Raw genomic sequence first — 20188 nt, forward strand, 5'->3', positions numbered from 1 at the left:
CTGGAAGTGGATAGCAAATCGCGAATTGTGAAGGATGCGCTTCGGGCCTGCCGCCGCTATTTCCTGGTCGCGGCGGCATTCAGCCTGGCGATCAATCTGCTCTACCTCGCGTCCCCACTATACATGCTGCAGATCTACGACCGGGTCGTCACCAGCGGCAGCGAAACCACGCTGGTGATGCTGACCCTGGTGTTGCTGGCGGCCTTCCTTTCGCTGGCCGGCCTCGATTTGGTGCGCGCCTCCATCCTGACGCGTGCCAGCGCGCGGCTCGACCGGTTGCTCTCGGCAAAAGTCCTCGCCGCGTCGGTCGAGACGCCATCGCCGGGCTCCTCGCAAAGCCAGCCGATCCGCGATTTCGACACGTTCAGGCAGATGATCACCGGCAGCGGCATCCATGCCCTGTTCGACCTGCCATGGTCGCCCATCTACATCGGCATCATCTTCCTGCTGCATCCCTGGCTCGGCTTCTTCGCGCTGGGCTGCTCGCTGCTCCTGATCGCCATGGCGGTGCTCAACGAGTATATCGTGCGTTCGCCGCTGAAGCAGGCCAACGACCTGGCGACGACCAATTATAACTTTACCGAGATGAGCCTCAGAAACGCGGAAGTCGTTCGCGCCATGGGAATGATCGATGGTCTCATCCGCCGCTGGGGGCGCGACCGCAACCTGGCGCTGCGGCGCCAGGCGGAGGCAAGCGATCGCGCCGCCCTGATGTCCGGCCTGATCCGTTTCCTGCGGCTCACCATGCAGTCGCTGATCCTCGGCCTCGGCGCCTATCTGGTGATCGAGCGGCAGATCACCGGCGGCACCATGTTCGCGGCCAGCCTCTTGCTGGGCCGGGGGCTACAGCCGGTCGAGCAGATCGTCGGCCTTTGGCGCAACCTGATCCTGGGGCGGGCGGCATTGGCAAGGGTCGAAAAGCTGCTGGACGGGGGCGCGCGGAACGAAAGATCGTTCAATCTGCCCAAGCCCACCGGCAAGATTTCGGTCGAGCAGGTCAGCTTTGCAATTGCCAGCCAGCAGAAAGTGCTTCTCCGGGACGTATCGTTCCGGCTCGAAGCAGGCGAGACGCTGGGAATCGTCGGCCCTTCCGGCGCCGGCAAGTCGACGCTGGCGCGTCATCTCGCGGGCGTCATGCAACCCAGCCGTGGCACTGTCAGGCTGGACGGCGCCGATCTGTCGCAATGGGGGCACGACGCGCTCGGCGACCACATCGGCTACCTGCCGCAGGATATCGAACTCTTCTCCGATACGGTCGCCGCCAACATCGGCCGCTTCAAGACCAATGTCGACCAGGAGGTGATCGAGGCCGCGCGGCTCGCCGGCGTGCATGAGATGATCATCCGCCTGCCGCAGGGCTATGAGACCCAGATCGGCGAAGGCGGCGCAGTGCTGTCGGGAGGATATCGGCAACGGATCGCTCTCGCCCGGGCGGTGTTCGGAACGCCGAACCTGATCATTCTCGACGAGCCGAGCTCCAATCTCGACGCCGATGGCGACCGCGCGCTGAGCGACTGCGCGATCGAGCTCAAGCGCCGCGGCAGCACGGTGATCATCGTCTCGCACCGGCCCTCGACCCTGGCGAATGTCGACAAGATCCTTCTGTTGCGCGATGGCGCCGTCGAGGCCTTCGGCATGAGAAACGAGATCGTGGCGCTGCTCAACCAGCGCGCGGCTCCAATGGCGGTAGCAACCCAATGAGCTGTGGCCGGAGAGATCGATGAGCGACGGCGCCCTCACCTACCGGAGCCTGCCCGGCGAAACCGGTATCCTGGCCCCTGATTCGATCCGGGTGCCAGCCTATATCGGCCTGCTGATCATCGTTGCCTTCTTCGGCATCTTCGGCGGCTGGGCGGCTTTTGCCCCGCTGAACGGCGCCGTGCTCGCCGACGCCGTCGTCAAGGTGGAAGGCAATCGCAAGAGCGTACAGCACTTCGACGGCGGAACCGTGAAGGAAATCCGCGTCAAGGATGGCGACGTCGTCAGGAAGGGCGACATCATGCTGAAGCTGGACGACACCAGGATCCGGTCCGAGTTCAATCTCTATGCCCAGCAATATGCGCTGCTGCGTGCAACTGATGCCAGGATCCGGGCCGAACTGGACGGCAGCGAGGCTGTTGCCTTCCCGAAGGACATCCTCAAGGAGCACGAGGCCTACCTTAGGGATGCCATGGCAAACCAGATCGCCGACCTGGAAAGCCAGCGCGCTTCGATGGCCGGCGCCAGGCAGATCCTCGAGCGGCGGATTGCCGAGCTTGAGGAGCAGATCCAGGGCAAGCAGTCCCGGGTCGAATCCTACCAGGCCCAGCTGAAATCGACGATCGACGAGAAGGCCAGCCTGTCAAAGCTGCTCAAGGCCGGATTGACGACCCGCCCGCGCATTCTGGAACTGGAAAGATCCGCCTCGGATCTGCAGGGCCTGATCGACGAGAACCTCGGCGCCATAGCCGGCAGCAAACAGAGCAAAGCCGAACTCGATAGCCAGATCGCACAATTGACCAATGAGCGCCGAGCCAAGCTGTCTGCCATGCTGATCGATACGCAATCGAGCCTTGCCGACCTCGTGCCCAAGATGTTTGCCGCCCAGGCTGCCATGGACCGAGCCGAAGTGCGCGCGCCTTATGATGGCCAGGTGATGGATCTCAGCGTCTTCTCGATCGGCGCGATCGTTTCGCCGGGCCAGACCATCCTCGATATCGTGCCGACCGAGAATTCGCTGATCGTCCAGGCGCAGGTTCGCGTCGAGGACATATCGAACCTGCGACCCGACATGGCAGCCGAAGTTCGCTTCACCTCATACAAGCAGCGCTCGATACCCATAATTCATGGACGCGTCACCCGCATTTCGGCGGATCGCATCACCGACAGCAAGACCGGGTTTCCCTACTATCTTGCCGATGTGGCGGTCGATCCGGCGGAATTGGCTGCAGCCCCACAGATTGCGCTTTATCCGGGCATGCCCGCGTCAGTCATGATCGTCACCGAGGAACGCACGGCACTCGACTACATTCTGGGCCCACTGGTTGTGTCGTTCCACTCCGCGTTTCGCCAGAAGTAACGAGCGTCGCGCCGTCCAGCAGCGGGGCTATGAACTTCAGCCGCTCGTCCACGGGCCTTACGCTCCCTCCAAGCCTGTCGTCTGCGATGCGCGTGCCACCTCTCCTTGCATATCTATGGCAACCCGCGCATCAGTTCGGGCTGATTGAGGCAGGCGAGATTCCCGGAGCAAATTGGTGGCCGCCCGTGCGTGCCAACGGCTAAGCTTCGTGAAAGATTCCTGCACGAGGCCGCGTAATGCCCAGTGATAGCCAGTACATTCTCGAAAGCATCAGCCAAGGCTGCGTGATGCTTACCGACGACGAGTTCGTCATCGACAGGCTGGTGAAGTATTTCGGCAACGGGAGGATCCGATGGCACGTCGAATTTCGTGGGCATCGCGTTGAGCTGACGACAGGCCAACTCAAGAAGCAGCCTACCTTCCGCAGGAAGATACTCGAACAGGCCGGTGTGCTGCCGCCCCAGCGTGCCGGAACCGCGTACAGGCGATGGGCACTCGATCTAAGGAAGAATGCCGTCGAGCTTCCTTGGCGGGATAGGCCGGTCGATGCCGGTTTCGCCATCGACAGGCTCACCAGCCATGGAGATGGGCGCTGGACGGTTGAATACCAAGGCAAGGCAATCAAATTCACGACGACCAAACTCCGCAGGCAGGTTAGTTTCCGCAAACGCATGCTGGCCAAGGCCAAGGTGCTGCCGCCCCAGCTGGACCCGGTTGCCTATCGGAAGTGGATGGACTGGCTCATTCAAAATGCCACCGAGGCTGCCCCGCAGGCCGGCGATGCCCTGATGACGGAAAAAAGTTGGCTGGACGACCTGCCTGAGCTGGCTGGCTGGCAAAATGAAACACCGCCCGAAGGGACCAGCTAGGGGCGGCACGCGTTGCGTTTGCCATGCCTGGAGATTTCGTCACACACTGATGACGAAGGAATCTGACCAGAGCCCGGCGCGCTGGCGATCAGAATTGAAATGAGACTCCATGGACCGCTTCAACCTCGGCGCCTACCGCCGCCCCATCTCCACTCGCTCTGCGGAAACCCAGCGCTGGTTCGATATCGGGCTGAACTGGTGCTACGGCTTCAACCATGAGGAAGGCATCAAGTGTTTTGAGAAGGCGCTCGAAACAGATCCTGACTGTTCGATGGTGCATTGGGGCATCGCCTATGCCGCCGGGCCTTTCTACAATCTGACCTGGAAGGAGCATGGCGAGGCCGAGGCCAACAGCGCAACCAAGCGCTGTTTCGAACATGTCCAGCTTGCCCGCGCCCATGCGGCTGCCGCCAGCGAGCTCGAAAGGCGCTTGATCGAGGCGCTGGCGTGCCGTTTCCAGAAACCGCACCGGGTGACGCCGCAGGAATTCGAACAGTGGGATGACGCCTATGCCGCCGCGATGCGGCTTGTGTACCAGAGCTTTCCCGACGACCACGATGTGATGGCGCTTTTCGTCGAGGCGCTGATGATGCGCACCGTGCGGCGGCTTTGGAACCTCAAGACCGGCGCGCCGGCGCCGAATTCGGATGTCCTTGAGGCGCTTGAGGTGTGCGAGCGATCAATCCGGTCAGCCGACGAGGCCGGCATCGCCCAGCATCCGGCGATCGTTCACCTGCACATCCATCTCCTGGAAATGTCCATCATGCCGGAACGCGGCATGCGCTCGGCGGATCTGCTCGGCGAAATGTGCCCCGATGCCGGGCACATGAACCACATGCCGGGGCATATCTATGTGCTGTGCGGCGAGTACGAGAAGGCGAAGCTTGCCAGCGAGAAGGCGGTCCGCGCCAACGACCTCTATCTCGCCTATGCGGACGAGCCGACCTACTACCTGCTCGGCTGCTGCCATGACCTGCATCTGATGATGTTCACGTGCATGTTGTCAGGCCAGTACCAGCCGGCGCTGCGGGCCGCCGACAAGGTGCGCAGCCTGGTCGCGCGCGACGTGGTCGCCATCCAGGACCGGCCCAAGCTCACCCAGACGGTGGAAGGCTACCATGCGATGAAATCGCATGTGCAGGTGCGCTTCGGCCGCTGGCAGGAGATCATCGACGAGCCTGAAACCGCGGAGCCGGGCCTCTATGTGCTGACGGCGGCCATGCAGCATTATGCCAAGGGTGTCGCGCATGCGACGCTCGGGCATTTCACCGAGGCCGAGCGAGCGCGCGAAAGGTTCCACCGGCATCTGGAAGGCATTCCAGCCGAGCGACGTTTTCTCAGCAACCCGACACGGGCTTCGCTGGCTGTCGGTGCCGCCCTGCTCGACGGCGAGCTTGCCTATCACCAAGGCCGGCATGATGAGGCCTACGGCCATCTGCGGCAAGCAGTCGAGCTCGACGACAATCTGTCCTACACCGAGCCATGGGCGTGGATGCATCCGCCCCGCCATGCGCTGGCGGCACTGCTTCTCGACCAGGGCCACGCGCAGGAAGCAGAACAGGTCTATCGCGACGATCTGGGTCTCAGCGGCAAGGTGCAGCGTTGCGCCCAGCACCCCAACAATGTCTGGGCGCTGCACGGGCTGGTGGAATGCCTGAAACGACGCGGCGAGAGCGAAGAACTGCCGGTGCTGCAGGCAAGGCTCGCCATCACACTGGCCAAGGCGGATGTGCCGATCACCTCATCCTGCCTGTGCCGGACGAGCGTTCAGTCAGCGCCAAGGTGTTGTCATTGAGGCTGCGTGAGACGCCCTTTGGAATGAAGATACGCACGGTAGATGGAGGTCCTGACAAAAGTGCAACTCAAAACCAGCCATGCCGAGAACGCCAGAATCGAACGTGCAATTCGAGCCGCAATCTCCGGTTCCTGGGAAGAATTCAGCAATCTCACCGATGCACCTTTTCCGAACGATGCATCGATGAAGGAGCAATTTGAAGATTCCTCCCAACGGCTTCAGGCGTCGAAAGTGAATTGGAAAATGGCCTCCGGTGTAGAAATACTACCTGACGGAGCCCGCTTCATCATAACAAGGATAGAGGCTCCGCCGCTCGTGGACATCATTCTGTCAATGCAAAGCGTGAGCGAGCGCGACGACAGCACGATCAGTATCTGGACGTTCCATCAGCAGCTGAACTGGGAAGAATAACCGTCGCCGGCCTCTCGACTCTCTCTCAGCCCAGCCACTTCTCATAGTCGGACACCAGCAGGTGCACTGGGGCGACGTCCTCATCGATGTTGGAGAAACGGCCGATCGGTTCGCGAAAGACATTGTCGGTGAGATCGTCATTGACGGTCGACACCTCGCCGATCAGCACATCCTTGCCCTCGGCCCAGAAGGCATGCCAGACGCCCGGCAGCAGCGTCACGCTCTGGCCCGGGTCGAGCTTCAACAGCCCGCCTGCCGGCAGCCTGTGGATGGTTCCGTCGACCGGCACCGAGACCTCGGCCTTGGGATCGATGCCGCCGTCGCGATCGTGCATGAACAGTTCCAGCACCAGCTTGCCGCCGCCACGGTTGATGATGTCCTCGGCCTTGATGTTGTGGCGGTGCATCGGCGACAGCTGGTCCTTGCGCGAGATCATGATCTTCTCGGCATAGAGCATGCCCATGCCCTTCTTCATGTCCTCGTAGCGGCCGTTGCGAACCGTGAACAGGAACAGGCCGAGCTCCTTGAATTTCTCCTGGCCGTAATCGGTGATGTCCCAGCCGAGCCGCGAGGTAAACACGGCCGCGGAGTCGGCCTGGCGCGCCTTCGCCTCCTCGGGCGACCAGTAGGCGAAGGGCGGCATGATGTAGCCGAAAGAGCGGATGAAAGCGTCGGCTTCGCGGATGATGTCGTTGATGGCGGAGCGTTTCATGATCATGGTCCTTCGTATGGATTTGTCTGGCAAATCGCATAGCCGAACGCCGATCCGGTGTCGATCCATCTTGCCAGCCGGCCTCGCCTTACGCCTTGGCATGGACCACAGATCCGCTTCGCTGGCCGCGTGACATCACGCTCTTTCAGGGCCATAACCCCTGCGGATTTTCACAGGGTGACAGATGATGCCGACCGTCCACGACCTCGATACGCCATCGATCCTGATCGACGCCGCGCGCGCCGAAGCCAACATTGCCCGTGCGCAGGCCCATGCCGACAAGAACGGGCTGAAGCTGCGGCCGCATATCAAGACACACAAACTGCCCTACTGGGCGAAGAAGCAGGTCGCGGCAGGCGCCGTCGGCATCACCTGCCAGAAGATCGGCGAGGCCGAGGTGATGGCTGACGCCGGGTTGACCGACATTTTTCTTCCCTACAATATCCTTGGGCGCGCCAAGCTGGAGCGGCTTTTGGCGCTGCATCGCCGTGTGACGCTGTCGGTGACGGCTGACAGCACAGAGACACTCGAAGGGTTGGCTGCCATTTTCACCGATGCCGGTCATCGCCTGCCGGTGCTGGTCGAATGCGACACCGGCATGGGCCGCTGCGGCGTGCAGACGGCTGACGAGGCGGTTGTGCTGGCAAGACAGATCGACAGAGCCGGTGGCCTCGCCTTCGGCGGACTGATGACTTACCCGGCCGCCGGTCGCGCCGCCGAGGCCGAAACCTGGCTCGCCAAGGCCAAGCAGGCGCTGGCCGCATCAGGCCTCGCCTGCGAACGCCTCTCCAGCGGCGGGACGCCGGATATGTGGCGCTCGAGCGAGGCATCGGTGGTCACGGAGTATCGTCCAGGCACCTACATCTATCTCGACCGCTATCAGGTCGCCAAAGGCGTCGGCACTCTCGACGATTGCGCGCTGACAGTGCTGTCGACAGTGGTCAGCCACCCCACAGCGACGCGCGCCATCCTCGATGCCGGCAGCAAGGCGCTGTCCAGCGACACGCTGGGGCTCGTCGATTTCGGCGAGTTGCTCGGCATTTCCGGTGCGCGGGTTACGGGCTTGAGCGAGGAGCACGGCACCGTCACGCTTTCGGGCGATGGCAAGCTGCGCATCGGCGATCGCGTGCGTGTCGTGCCCGACCATTGCTGCGTCGTCACCAACCTGTTCAACGAGGTCAATCTGATCGACGGCGACAAGGTGCTGGAAACCCTGCCGGTGGCGGCGCGCGGAAGGATGGGGTGAGAAGCACGCTACAAGCACTGTTCTTTGAACGCCAGCGGGACAGCGCCCCCTCTGGCCTGCCGGCCATCTCCCCCCACGAGGGGGGAGATCGACAGATTTGACGCCGGCTCTTCTCTTGCAGCGTTGGAGATTGGCGAAACGATACGCGACAGCCAATCTCCCCCCTCGTGGGGGAGATGTCCGGCAGGACAGAGGGGGGCGCGAAGGAACTCGACGGGCGTCGGCTAGCCCTACGACCGCTCCGCCTGGCGTGCCGCGACCCTGCGCATGGCGATGACCCGGCGGCGGCGGATTTCGGTGCGCATCGCCATCAGGTGCAGCGTAAAGAACAGCGCGGTGAAGCCGAGCGCCATCACCAGCAGCGGCCAGAGCAGGCTGGGGTCGATGGTCGAGCCGCCCATACGGAACACCGAGGCCGGCTGATGCAGCGTGTTCCACCAGTCGACCGAGAATTTGATGATCGGGATGTTGATGAAGCCGACCAGCGTGATGATGGCGGCGGCCCAGGCGGCGCGCCCGGCATCGTCGAGCGCGCGGGTCAGCGCGATGATGCCGAGATACATCAGGAACAGCACGAAGACCGAGGTCAGCCGCGCGTCCCAGACCCACCAGGTGCCCCACATCGGCTTGCCCCAGATCGAGCCGGTGATCAGCGCCAGCGCGGTGAAGACGGCGCCGATGGGCGCGGCGGATTTCAGCGCGACATCGGCCAGCGGATGCCGCCAGACGAGCGTGCCGAGCGCCGAGACCGCCATCAGCGTGTAGCACATCATGGCGAGCCAGGCGAAAGGCACGTGGATGTACATGATGCGGACGGTAATGCCTTGCTGGAAATCCTCAGGTGCGGCGAAGCTCATATAGAGCCCGACGGCGAGGATGAGTGCGGCGATGGACGCCAGCCACGGCACGAGCCTGTCGGCCAGCCCGACGAAGCGCGTCGGGTTGGCAAGATCCATCCAGCCGGTCAGGCGTGAAGTCGTGTCGCTCATGCGGCTCTACATAGACCGCCGGTGCGTTTGGGGCAATCGAGCGGTGGTGTCGCAGGGCTGCTTACCCTCCCCCTTGTGGGGAGGGTCGCTGCGAAGCAGCGGGGTGGGGGAGCGGCGGTGGCGCCTGTACCCCCCACCCGGACCTACGGTCCGACCTCCCCACAAGGGGGAGATGGAAGAAAGAAGCTCAGGCGGCCGCTTCCTGCTGTTGCTGCACGGTGCGGCTGAGGCGGCGAACCTCCTCGTCGTTGAGCAGGCCGCCGGCGCGCAGCAGGCTGGCGAAGCGGCCGTTGCGCAGCGACAGCTCGGCGAAGCCACCCATTTCGACCACCCTGCCCTTGTCCATGAACACGACCAGATCGGCGTCGCGGACGGTCGTCAAGCGGTGGGCGATGATGAAGGTGGTGCGGTCGCGGCGCAATTCGTCGATCGCATCCTTGACGCGGTCCTCGGTCTCGACGTCGAGCGCGCTGGTCGCCTCGTCGAGCACCAGGATCGGGGCATCCTTCAGCACGGCGCGGGCAATGGCGATGCGCTGACGCTCGCCACCCGACAGCTGGCCGCCACGTTCGCCGACCACCGTGTCGTAGCCATTGCTCTTGGACAGGATGAAGTCCCGCGCCGCGGCCGCGTCGGCGGCGGCATGGATCTCGTCATTGGTCGCCTCGGCGCGGCCGACGCGGATGTTGTCCTCGATCGAGCGGTTGAGCAGGCCGGCGTCCTGGAACACGGTGGCGATCGAATGACGCAGCGACTTGCGGGTCACGGTGCGGGTGTCGACGCCGTCGATCAGGATACGGCCATGGGACGGCGAGAAGACACGCTGCAGCAGATTGATGAGCGTGGTCTTGCCGGCGCCGGTCGGTCCGACGATGGCGACGGTCTGACCGGCCTGGACTTCGAACGACACGTCGTCGATGCCCTGGCCCGAATTGGCGAATTCGAAGCCGACATTCTCGAAGCGGACATGGCCGGTGACATTGGCGAGATCGCGCAACCCATCCGGCTCGGCGGCGTCGGCGGCGGAGTCCTCGAGCTGGTAGAAATCCTCAAGCTTGGCGCGCGCCTCGGAAATCTGGTTGGCGAAAGCCGACATCTGGTCGAGGCGAGCGATCAGCATCGTGGCAAAACCGGTGAAGGCGATGACGTCGCCGATACCCAACTGACCATGAGTCACGAGATAGGCGCCGATCGACAACACGATCAGCATCGAGATTGCCGACGACAGACGGTGCAAGGCATTGGCCAGCGCCCACCAGTCGAGCACAGGGTTCTGCGCGTCGAGCAGGTTCTTGACGTAGCGGCGCAGCGTATCGGCCTCGTGGCCGAGGCGGTTGTAGCTCTGCAGCACGGCAACGTTGCTGACCGAGTCGGTCACATGCGCGAACACCTGGTGGTAGTGGCGCTCGACCGCAGCCTGGCCCGCCTTGGTGCGGCGCATGACCATCCGACCGATGACGACATAGAGCAGTCCGAGGCCAAGCAGCACCAGCGACATGCGCAGGTCCATGCTGATCGCGGTTGGGACCAGCAGTACGAGGGCGACAGCCGTGGACAGATGCTGGCGCATGAATTCAAGCCAAAGGCTGAACAGGGTTTCGACGGCGCGCAGCATCGTGTGCAACGCATTGGAGGTGCCGTGCTGATGGTGCCAGGCGAGCGGCATGGTGATCACGCGCTCGAAGGACTGGCACAGAACTTCGCTGCGCCGTGCATGGGCAAAGCGGTCAGCGCCGCGCGCCACCATGACGAAAGCAACGATGTTGAAGGCGCCAAGACCGGCCCACATGACCAGCGTGGTGAAGACAGAGCCACGCTCGGAGATGGCGCCGATGACGCGACCGAACATGATCGGCTCGAGAAGCGCCACAATGGCGAGAGCCACGTTGGCCGAACAGATCAACGCAACGCGTTTCCTGTCCGCGGCCAGATAACCGAGAGCTCGCCAGTAGATTTGCAGAAGGGTCACCCCAGTTACTCCGCCACGCTGTTTATTGTGCACTGCATCATTTGACTCGTACCGGTTGATACGTCGCAAAACAATGGCCGTGTACCTCTTCAGTTCCCTCAGAGCGAACAAAAGATGGCGACGTTCCGAAATCTGCCGTGATCACCTAACGGTTTGAGAAGACAGGTAAAATGTCAGGCATGCGGCGAAATCATGGCAGTTGGCACGTGCTGCCACAATTTTAATCAGCAACAATGTCGGGCGGATGACTAAGGCCGAAATCGCCTTTTGCACAGTATAGAGCGAAACTAAGCGGCCTTGCGCGCGCCCAAGGATACGGGACGCCGAGCCTCGCCGCCTGGGACGCTCCTTGCGATGCGCATCAAGCCTTTGATTTTATGGGCTTCTCAGCCATGTGCCCTTCGGCCGAGCCGATGGCAACAGGGGCGGCATGCCGCCCTTTCATGCTGTCGTGAGGCCGAAAACCGCTCCCTCCCCGGGCTTGAGCCCGAGGGGATTATAGTTGGGTGAAGTGCCTCAGGCCGGGATCCTGATGAGGATCTCGGCAACTTCGCCGTCCTTCAGTTCGACTGCCGAACCCTTGGTCTTGGCCCCATTCACCTCCAGCGACACGGCCTTGGCCTTATTGTCGCGGATGACACGAACCCTGAGTTCCGCACCCAGCATCTTGAGATTTGCCGAATAGCCATCCCAGTGGCTTGGCAGCTTCGGCTTGAACTGGACGCGCTTGCCGCGCCGCTCGATGCCGAGAATGCCTTCGACCGCCGCCCTGTAGAGCCAGCCCGCGGAGCCGGTGTACCAGGTCCAGCCGCCACGGCCGCCCTTGCTGTTGCCGGCATTGTCGTCCCCGGCATAGATATCGGCCGCCACGACATAGGGCTCGACACGATAGTGCTCGGCCGAGGCCTCGTCGGTCGCATGGTTGACCGGGTTCAGCATCGAGAAACAACGATAGGCCTCGTCGACCTGCCCCATCTCGGCGAGCGCGATGACGAACCATGTGGCGGCGTGGGTGTACTGGCCGCCATTCTCGCGCACACCGGGGGGATAGCTCTTGATGTACCCCGGATCCTTCTCCGTCTTCGAGAAGGGCGGCGTGAACAGCTTGACGATGTTGAGCTTGTCGTCGACGAGCAGCTTCGTCGCCCGCTCCATCGCCGTCGTCGACCGTGCCGGATCACCCTCTCCCGAAAGCACGCTCCAGGACTGGGCGATCGAGTCGATCTTGCACTCCTGAGACGTGCGCGAACCAAGCGGCGCGCCGTCATCAAAACTGCCGCGCCGGTACCATTCGCCGTCCCATGCCGTGCTCTCAAGCGCCCGCTTCAGAACATCGGCATGTTTTGCCCAGGCCTGTGCACGCTTGGCATCGCCTTCGGTCTTGGCAACGGGGGCGAAGTCGCCCAGCGTCTTCAGCAGGAACCAGCCGAGCCAGACGCTCTCGCCCTTGCCGTGCTCGCCGACACGGTTCATGCCGTCGTTCCAGTCGCCGCCGAGGATCAGCGGCAGGCCCGCGGGACTGCTGCGTTTGATGGCCAGGTCGAGCGCACGCGCGCAATGGTCGTAGAGCGACGCCGTCTTCTTCGAAATTTCCGGGGTGAAGAAGGCATCGTGCTCGCCCTCGCCCAGCGCCTGCCCGTCGATGAAGGGCAATTGCTCCTTGAGGATGGTGGCGTCACCGGTGACCAGCAGGTAGCGCGCCGTGGCGTGGGCCAGCCAGACCACGTCGTCGGAGATCAGCGTGCGCACGCCGGCGCCGGTGCGCGGCAGCCACCAATGCTGCACATCGCCTTCGGGGAACTGCCGCCGCGCCGCGTTGAGGATCTGGTCGCGCGCCAGCTGCGGATCATGCGCCAGCAACGCCAGCGTGTCCTGCAACTGGTCGCGGAAGCCGAAGGCACCGCTGGCCTGATAGAAGGCGGAGCGGGCACGGATGCGGCAGGCCAGGCTCTGGTAAGGCAGCCAGTGATTGACCATGGCGTCGAGCGCCTTGTCCGGCGTCTCGACCTGGATGGTGTCGAGGAAGCCGCGCCACACGCGCTCATTGTCGGCCAGCCGCTGGTCGAAGTCCTTGACCCGGTGCTCCTGGACCAGCGCGCTCGCCTCCTCGGCGGACTCGGCGTCGCCGAGCAGCCAGAGCAGGGTCACGTCGCCGCCGGCCGGAATCTCGATGTCGCGGGCGATCGCCGCGCACGGATCGTCGCCGGCCTCGACACGGCCAGATAGCGCAGCACCGCTCAGCACCGCCTGTGGAAGCTCGCTGGAGCCATGCCGGCCGAGGAATTCGGAGCGGTCGGTCGTAACCGAATGGACGCCGCCGTCGGCGGCGAGGAAGGCCACCCGCTCGCTGAAATCGAGCCCGTAGGGGTTTTGTGCCAGCAACGCACCGGTGGCGGCGTCCCGCGACGGGACGATGGTTGCCGCCGTGCGCGACCGATGCCCGCCGAGCACCCATTCGGCATAGGCATAGACACGCAGCCGCGCCGGCACCGAGCCGGAATTCTGTATGCGCAGCCGAGAGATCTTCAGGGGATCAACCGGGTCGACGACATGGGTGAGGTCCATCGACAACGGCCCGCGCTTCGAGCGGAAGGTCGAGAAACCCTGGCCATGCCATGCCTCGTAGGTCATCGAGGGATCGCGCACCATGGCGGCGAGCGGCGAGAACGCCTTGCCGCTGGCTTGATCGTAGATGTAGAGGCCCTCGCCCGGCCGGTTCGAGACCGGATCATTCGACCATGGCGTCAACTGGTAGTCTCGGCTGTTGCGGCTCCAGGTGAAGGCAGCCCCCTCGGCGGAGGTGTGGAAGCCGAACGAGGCGTTGGAGACGACGTTGATCCATGGCTGCGGCGTCGTGCGCCGGCCGGCCAGGCGCACGACATAGTGCCGCCCATCGCCATCGAAACCGCCAAACCCGTTCCACTGGCTGAGCCCGCTTCCATCGGCGCTGACATTCGCCACCGCCTGCGAGGCAAATGCATGCGTCGTGGGTGTCAGCAACGGCAGTTCACGCGGAACCGGCAATGCTGCCGGCAGCAGGGCGTCGCGCGCCTGCAGGGCCGCCGCCTCGGCCCGCTCGATCTGGTCGAAGATGGTGCCGTTGCGCGTGTGCAGGACGACCCGGGCGACGGCGAGCAGCGTCTTGTAGGTCGTCTCGTCCATGAGGTCGCGGCGCACCGCGAAAATGTGCTGGCGAGGTCCGAGCTCCTTGCCGCGCAGACGGCTGTTTTCGCACAGCGTCTCGACCGCCCTTTGCAGGTCCTGGACATAGGAGGATGCCTGCTCGTTGACGACGACGAAGTCGATCATCATGCCGCGGGTGCGCATATATTCCTGGAAACGCAGCGCCTGGGCGACGATTTCGAGATCGGCGACGTCGCCGATCCTGACCAGGAAGATCGGGAAATCACCGGAAATGCTGGTCGGCCACAGGCTCGACTGCTTGCCCAGCCCCGTAGCAATGGATTCAGCGGGAAGACGCAGGAACGGATCCGGATAGATCAGATAGCGCGCCAGCTTCTGCACATTGGCGGCATCGGTCAGGCTGAGGCCCATATGGCGGGTCTGCACCTGGCTGCGCGTCCAGGCGAGCATGGCCTGGCGGGCAAAGCTCTCCGGGTGGTCGAGGCGGGCGATGGCCTCGTCCAGTTCAGTGCGGCCGGCGCCGACGACCGTCCAAAAGGTCAGCGATATCTTCTTGTTGGCCGGCACGCGCACCTGGCGGCGCAGCGAGGCGACGGGATCGAGCGTGAAGCCTGAATGGCCGCCAAGCCTGGCGCCTGGATCGAAGGCGGCCGCGTCGACAATGGTACGGCCACGGCCGATGAAGGCGCGCCTGTCGGTCTCGGCCTCGGCATCGCGCGCCGACCCGGACGGATCGGTGACAAAATGCACCATGGCGACATCGGGTTCGCTGGTCTCGCGCTTGCGCCGCGTGGCGAAGATCGCCGCGTTATTCGATGCGATTTCGGTTTCCACAAACATCTTCGAGAAGGCCGGATGCGCATTGTCGGATGCTTCCAGGCCTAGCACCAGTTCGGCAAAGGAGGTCACTTCGATGTGACGATCGGACGGACCGTCATTGTAGAGCGTGACCCGACGGCCCTCGCCATTGCCTTCCGAGATGACGATGCATTCGACCTCGGAGCGCAACGTGCCCACCGATTTGACGAAGCTCGCCTTGTCGTCGGAAAACAGGGTCTGCGCCTTTTCCTCGGCCGCACGCTTCGGCTCTGACGTCGCCGACCACCAGTCGCCGGTGCCGGCGTCACGCAGGAAGATGTAGGAGCCGAGCCGGTCCTCGGTCGGATCCGGCTGCCAGCGGGTGACGGAGAGGTCACCCCAGCGGCTGTAGCCCGAGCCGGTCGCGGTGACCATCACCGAATAGCGGCCATTCGACATGACGCTGGTCGAGCGCAGCGACTGCAGCGGGTTGAGCACGATGCGGGTGTCGGGGCTCTCGACTTCGGTCTCGTCCTTGGCGCGTTCGTCGGCCTCGGTCCTGACGGTCGCGGTCGGGATGTCGCGTGGCGCCCTCTCCTGCAGCAACAGTTCGGCCGATTCGATGACCGGATCGCTGTGGAAGCGGTCGCGCATGCGGCCTTCGAAGATGGCGTCGGCAACCGCCGCGATCGACATGCCCGAATGGTGCGCCATGTAGTTCTGCACGACGACATGATCGGTGCCTTCCGGCACGCGCTGCGGCGTGAAGTCGACGGCATCGTAGTAACCGTGACGGCCAAGCGCGCCGATCTCCCGCAAGCGGGCGAGGTTCTGTACGGCTTCGCGCGGGTTGAACTGGGCCGCAAGTATCGTGGCGTATGGCGCGATCACCGTGTTCTGGCCAAGGCCGCGCTTCAGCCCGAGGCCGGGAACGCCGAAATTGGTGTACTGGTAGGTCAGTTCACGGTCGCGGGCGTTGTAGGCCGCTTCCGAAATGCCCCATGGCACGTTCTTCTGGCGGCCATACTGGATCTGGCGCTTGATGATCAGCTTGCTGGTCTGGTTGAGGATCGAGCCTTGCGGCTCCTTCATCACCAGCGGCGGCATCAGATACTCGAACATCGAGCCGGACCAGGACATCAGCGCGCCCTGGAAACCGATCTCGACGATCGGCCGGCCCAGCCGGAACCAGTGCTCGGTCGGCAGGTCGCCCTTGGCGATGGCGAACAGGCTGGTCAGCCGCGCCTCGGAGGCCAGAAGGTCGTAGCAGCTTTCATCGAGCTGGTGTTCCTCGACCCGGTAGCCGATCGACAGCAGCTTGCGCTCCGGCCGCATCAGGAAGGAGAAATCCATCTCGAAGGCGTAGCGGCGCGTGCGCTCGCGCAAGGTGAGCAGCTTGGCACGCAGCGCCTCGACGGCATTGTCGTCGCTGTGTGCGTCATGCACATGCGCTTCGCAGGTGGCTTCGAGCCTTGCCGCCCAGTCGACGATGACGTCGCTCTGCGGCGATGCCGCCTCGGTATGGATGGCGGTGGCAAGCTTGCGGATCTCGCCAGCCAGCACGGCCAGGTTGATGGTGCGGATCGACGCCATTTCCGGCTGCGCCTTGATGGTGTCGACCGCGCGCCGCATGCCGTCGAGGCGGTCGGCGAGGCGCTGGCGCAGGGGGCGTAGCTGGCGACGGTCGTCGGGCAACTCGTCAAGGCTTTCGCTGAGAATGGTGACGGTGTCGAGAATGCCTTCGAAATCGCCCTGGAGATGGACGGAGGGCGCTTCGGCCCATTCGGCGCAAGCCGCCGCCACCGCCACCAGATGGCCGGCGAGATTGCCGCTGTCGACAGCCGAGATGTAAAGCGGATAGAGCGGCTTCAGCGTCGTCGTGTCATACCAGTTGAAGAGGTGGCCGCGATCGCGCGGCATGCCCTCGATGGTCGACATGGTGGCGTCGATGCGGGTGATGGCGTCGGACAGGCTGATCCAGCCGAAGTCGCGGGCGGAGACGACGGACAGCAGGTAGACGCCGATATTGGTCGGCGAGGTGCGAGGCGCCACGACCGGCGCCGGGCTTTCCTGGAAATTGTCCGGCGGCAGATGGTGATGCTCGGCGGTCACGAAGCTTTCGAAATAGTGCCATGTGCGCCGCGCCACCGTGCGCAACGTATGGATATCAGCCTGCGATATGCGCAAGCGATCCTCGGTTTCAGCCGAACGGCTGATCCAGCTGGCGATGGCGGGCGAGCCAATCCAGAACAGGGCGAAGAAGAAGGCAACGAAGGCGCCGGTCAGAATCGGCCAGCACCGGAATGGCAAGGCCGACAAAGCCGATGATCACGGCGCCATACATCATGCCGTAATACGATCCGATATCATTGTCGCCCGCCTTGTGCGCCTGCGAGGCGGTGCGCCATTCCAAAAGGTTCTGGCGGCTGACGAACAGCCGGTAGAGCGTGCGCACGATGGCATCGCCCATCATCCAGGCGTTATGCGCCATCAGCACGATCTTCAGCGCCACCATGGCGGTGCCGAAGGCGACGTCGCGCGCCAGGGCCGAGAAATGGCCACGCGGCGTCTGGTCGCCGCTCTTGGGCAGGATGGCGTTGATGATGTCGAATGTCGGCGCCATGAACAGGCTGAGGATCAGCAAAGCCTGCCATTGCGCGGCCTGCGTGAAGGGCAGCAGCGTCCAGCCGGCGATCGCCGCCATCACCCAGAAGATCGGCGTCAGCGAGCGGCGCAGATTGTCGATCATCTTCCAGCGCGACAGGGCCGGCACGCCGGAGCGCGGATCGAGCATGAAGCCGAGCAGCTGCCAGTCGCCGCGCGCCCAGCGATGGTGGCGCGAGGCATCGACCGAGTAGCGCGTCGGATAATCCTCGACCAGCTCGACGTCGGTGACCAGCGCCGAGCGCGCCAGCGCGCCTTCCAGCAGATCGTGGCTGAGGATGGTGTTTTCCTCGATGCGGCCCTGCAGCGCCGCCTCGAAGGCGTCGACGTGATAGAGGCCCTTGCCGGTGAAGGAGCCGTCGCCGAAGACGTCCTGATACAGATCGGACACGGCAAAGACATAGGGGTCGAGGCCGCGATTGGCCGAGAAGACCCGCTGGAAGAACGATGCATCGTCGCCTGATGTCAGCGACGCGGTGATGCGCGGCTGCAGGATCGCATAGCCCGCCGTGACGACGCGCCTGCTGGCATCGAAATGCGGGCGGTTGAGCGGGTGGCAAAGCTTGCCGACCAGGGTCGCGACCGCATCGCGGGTGGTGCGCGTGTCGGCATCGAGCGTCATCACATGGACAACGTTCTCCGGCAGCGGCACGTCGAGCGGCAGGAATGTGGTGTCGCTGTCGCCGCGCAGCAGAAGGTCGAGCTCGTGCAGCTTGCCGCGCTTGCGCTCCCAGCCCATCCAGGACCCTTGAGCGGCATTGAACAGCCGGCGCCGGTGCAGGATGTAGAAACGCGGTGCGCCTTCGGAGGGATAGCGGGCGTTGAGACGGGCGATCTCGGCGCGGGCGAATTCGAGGATTTCGGTATCCGCCGCATCGATCTCGGTCTTGCTGTCTGGCCAGTCCGACAGCAGCGCGAAATGGATTTCATCGGCCGTGTTGGCGAGATGATGCACCTCGATGTTGCGGATGTTTTCCTCGACGTCGTCGCGCGAGCCGATCAGCGACGGCACCACAACAAGCGTGCGCGCCTCGGGCGGTACGCCGTGCCTGTAATCGTAGCCGACGAGGCGCGTCGGCTTGAGGAACAGCGAAACGACAGTGTTGAAGAAGGCGAGCGCGCCCTCGCTGGCCGGCACGGCAAACAGCGCCAGCATCAGGACGATCGACGGCACCGACAGGCCGAGATTGGCGAGTGCGTTGCCGGAGAGGACGAGAAGCAGGGCCGTCAGCGCAAACACCGGTACGACGATGCCGAGCCATCCGGTCTTGCGGAAGGCGCGCTTGATCGTCTGGCTGATGGTGGGCCGGTAGCCGATCGCCTTCTCCAGTTCCAGCCGGCGTGGGCCGACGAGAAAGAACCCGACATCTGTGTGGGCGGACGCGGTTGGGACGGCAGTGCCTTCAGCATCGCCCGTGATGGTCTCGCCGGTGGCGTGGCCGGCCAGCTCGATGGCCATCTCGGCGACACGATATTCCGAAAGGTCCGAGCGGCGCGCCAGTTCCTCGATCGCGGTCCGGTACTGGTCCCGCGAGAAGAAATCGAGCGCGGCGAAATCGGTGCGCTCGCGCAGCACGGTATCGATGCGGCTGACGCCTTCGAACCACACCGTCCAATCGACGTCGTTGATGAGGCGCAGGCCGCGAATGATGTTGCCCGTCGTCACATTGCCGCTGGACAGCGTGTGATGTTCGGAAATGATGATTTCCTCGGCGTCGGAGCCGGTCTTTTCGAGCTCGCCTTCCAGCCATTCCAGGGCCTTGCCGGCATTCTGCGATCCATCGCGCAAGCGGTAGAGCAGCTGGGTGGCAAAGGTGGTGTCCTGCGCGTGGGCGCCGAAGTTGGACAGGATCGCCTGCCGGTCGGCGCTGTCGTCGGTCGCCAGAACCTTGTCCGCCACATCGTTGGCGATCTGGCGCATCTGGCGGGTGCGGTTGACCCTGACCGCCAGCCGGCGGAGATTTTCGATCAGGACGAAGCGCAACAGCGAAGGCAGCGCCCAGAGTTCGCCGATCTTGAGCGGCTCGACCGACTGAAAACCCTGGACGATGGATTTGAACATCGTCGCCGAGACGGAACTGTCCGAATGCGCCACATAGGTCCAGGCCAGTGCCAGTGCGCGCGGCACGCTGCCGCCGTCAGGCAGTTTCAAGGTAGGCAGCTGACGATAGAACCGGCGTGGCAGGTCGCGCTTGACCTGGAAAATGGTCTCTTCGACCAGATAATTGTTGTCGAGCAGCCATTGTGCCGCCGGCGTGATCGTCTCGCCTCTGGCCTGCGCCGCATTGGTCGACCGGTAGACCTCCAGGATCTTCTTGGCGCTGTCGCGGATACGGGCCTGGAAATCGAAGGGCGTCAGGCCGAACAGATCGGTGAGGTCGCCTTTTGCCAGGCTTTCACCGAGCAGCCGAAGGCGCTCTTCGGGCAGGTAATTGGAGCGGATCGGCTCTTCGGTGATGGCCGGGAAGCTGGCGCTTGTCTTCTCGATCTGGGCAGGGTTCGTCTGAATATTCATTGAAAATTCCGTAAGCGG

9 protein-coding genes and 1 pseudogene are annotated in these 20188 nt (G+C 63.8%); 6 read left to right on the forward strand and 4 right to left on the reverse strand.

Translation table 11 applies throughout. The features are described from left to right. Window positions 1-6 precede the first annotated feature (6 nt). The 5 genes from HB777_16310 to HB777_16330 all read left to right on the forward strand — a co-directional run bounded on the left by HB777_16310 (window position 7) and on the right by HB777_16330 (window position 6133). Window positions 7-1701 (forward strand): type I secretion system permease/ATPase, encoded by a 1695-nt coding sequence (locus tag HB777_16310; protein ID QND65305.1) that lies wholly within the window; start codon window positions 7-9, stop codon window positions 1699-1701. Window positions 1702-1720: 19 nt separating this feature from the next. Beyond that, complete coding sequence (locus tag HB777_16315) at window positions 1721-3058, forward strand: HlyD family type I secretion periplasmic adaptor subunit (protein QND65306.1); 1338 nt, start codon at window positions 1721-1723, stop codon at window positions 3056-3058. A gap of 236 nt (window positions 3059-3294) precedes the next feature. Beyond that, complete coding sequence (locus tag HB777_16320; GenBank protein QND65307.1) at window positions 3295-3927, forward strand: hypothetical protein; 633 nt, start codon at window positions 3295-3297, stop codon at window positions 3925-3927. 109 nt (window positions 3928-4036) lie between these two features. Then, on the forward strand, window positions 4037-5722 hold the full coding sequence (locus HB777_16325) for a hypothetical protein (protein QND65308.1): 1686 nt from the start codon (window positions 4037-4039) through the stop codon (window positions 5720-5722). Between the two features lie 60 nt (window positions 5723-5782). Continuing rightward, window positions 5783-6133, forward strand: coding sequence for a hypothetical protein (locus HB777_16330; protein ID QND65309.1), 351 nt, complete (start codon window positions 5783-5785; stop codon window positions 6131-6133). Window positions 6134-6158: 25 nt separating this feature from the next. Here HB777_16330 and HB777_16335 read toward each other — a convergent pair whose 3' ends face one another. Continuing rightward, a complete protein-coding gene (locus HB777_16335; protein QND65310.1) occupies window positions 6159-6845 on the reverse strand; it encodes a D-lyxose/D-mannose family sugar isomerase in 687 nt (228 codons plus the stop codon). A gap of 187 nt (window positions 6846-7032) precedes the next feature. Here HB777_16335 and HB777_16340 point away from each other — a divergent pair, with 187 nt between their 5' ends. Then, window positions 7033-8091, forward strand: a complete 1059-nt coding sequence (locus HB777_16340; protein ID QND68793.1) for a D-TA family PLP-dependent enzyme — start codon at window positions 7033-7035, stop codon at window positions 8089-8091. Window positions 8092-8321: 230 nt separating this feature from the next. Here HB777_16340 and HB777_16345 read toward each other — a convergent pair whose 3' ends face one another. From HB777_16345 to HB777_16355, 3 genes and pseudogenes are all read right to left on the reverse strand, one after another. Beyond that, a complete protein-coding gene (locus tag HB777_16345; GenBank protein QND65311.1) occupies window positions 8322-9080 on the reverse strand; it encodes a heme ABC transporter permease in 759 nt (252 codons plus the stop codon). Window positions 9081-9267: 187 nt separating this feature from the next. Beyond that, window positions 9268-11049, reverse strand: coding sequence for a glucan ABC transporter ATP-binding protein/ permease (locus tag HB777_16350; GenBank protein ID QND65312.1), 1782 nt, complete (start codon window positions 11047-11049; stop codon window positions 9268-9270). A 516-nt stretch (window positions 11050-11565) separates the two neighbouring features. Next, window positions 11566-20170, reverse strand: a pseudogene (locus tag HB777_16355) (protein ndvB). Between the last annotated feature and the right edge of the window lie 18 nt (window positions 20171-20188).

Origin of the sequence: Mesorhizobium loti, from assembly GCA_014189435.1 — a bacterium.
Classification (GTDB): domain Bacteria; phylum Pseudomonadota; class Alphaproteobacteria; order Rhizobiales; family Rhizobiaceae; genus Mesorhizobium; species Mesorhizobium loti_G.

Excerpts from the sequence above, each read along its gene's own strand:
- HB777_16320 (QND65307.1), top strand. The coding sequence starts at position 3,295 with ATGCCCAGTGATAGCCAGTACATTCTCGAAAGCATCAGCCAAGGCTGC.
- HB777_16345 (QND65311.1), bottom strand. The coding sequence starts at position 9,080 with ATGAGCGACACGACTTCACGCCTGACCGGCTGGATGGATCTTGCCAAC.
- HB777_16315 (QND65306.1), top strand. The coding sequence starts at position 1,721 with ATGAGCGACGGCGCCCTCACCTACCGGAGCCTGCCCGGCGAAACCGGT.
- HB777_16340 (QND68793.1), top strand. The coding sequence starts at position 7,033 with ATGCCGACCGTCCACGACCTCGATACGCCATCGATCCTGATCGACGCC.
- HB777_16335 (QND65310.1), bottom strand. The coding sequence starts at position 6,845 with ATGAAACGCTCCGCCATCAACGACATCATCCGCGAAGCCGACGCTTTC.
- HB777_16325 (QND65308.1), top strand. The coding sequence starts at position 4,037 with ATGGACCGCTTCAACCTCGGCGCCTACCGCCGCCCCATCTCCACTCGC.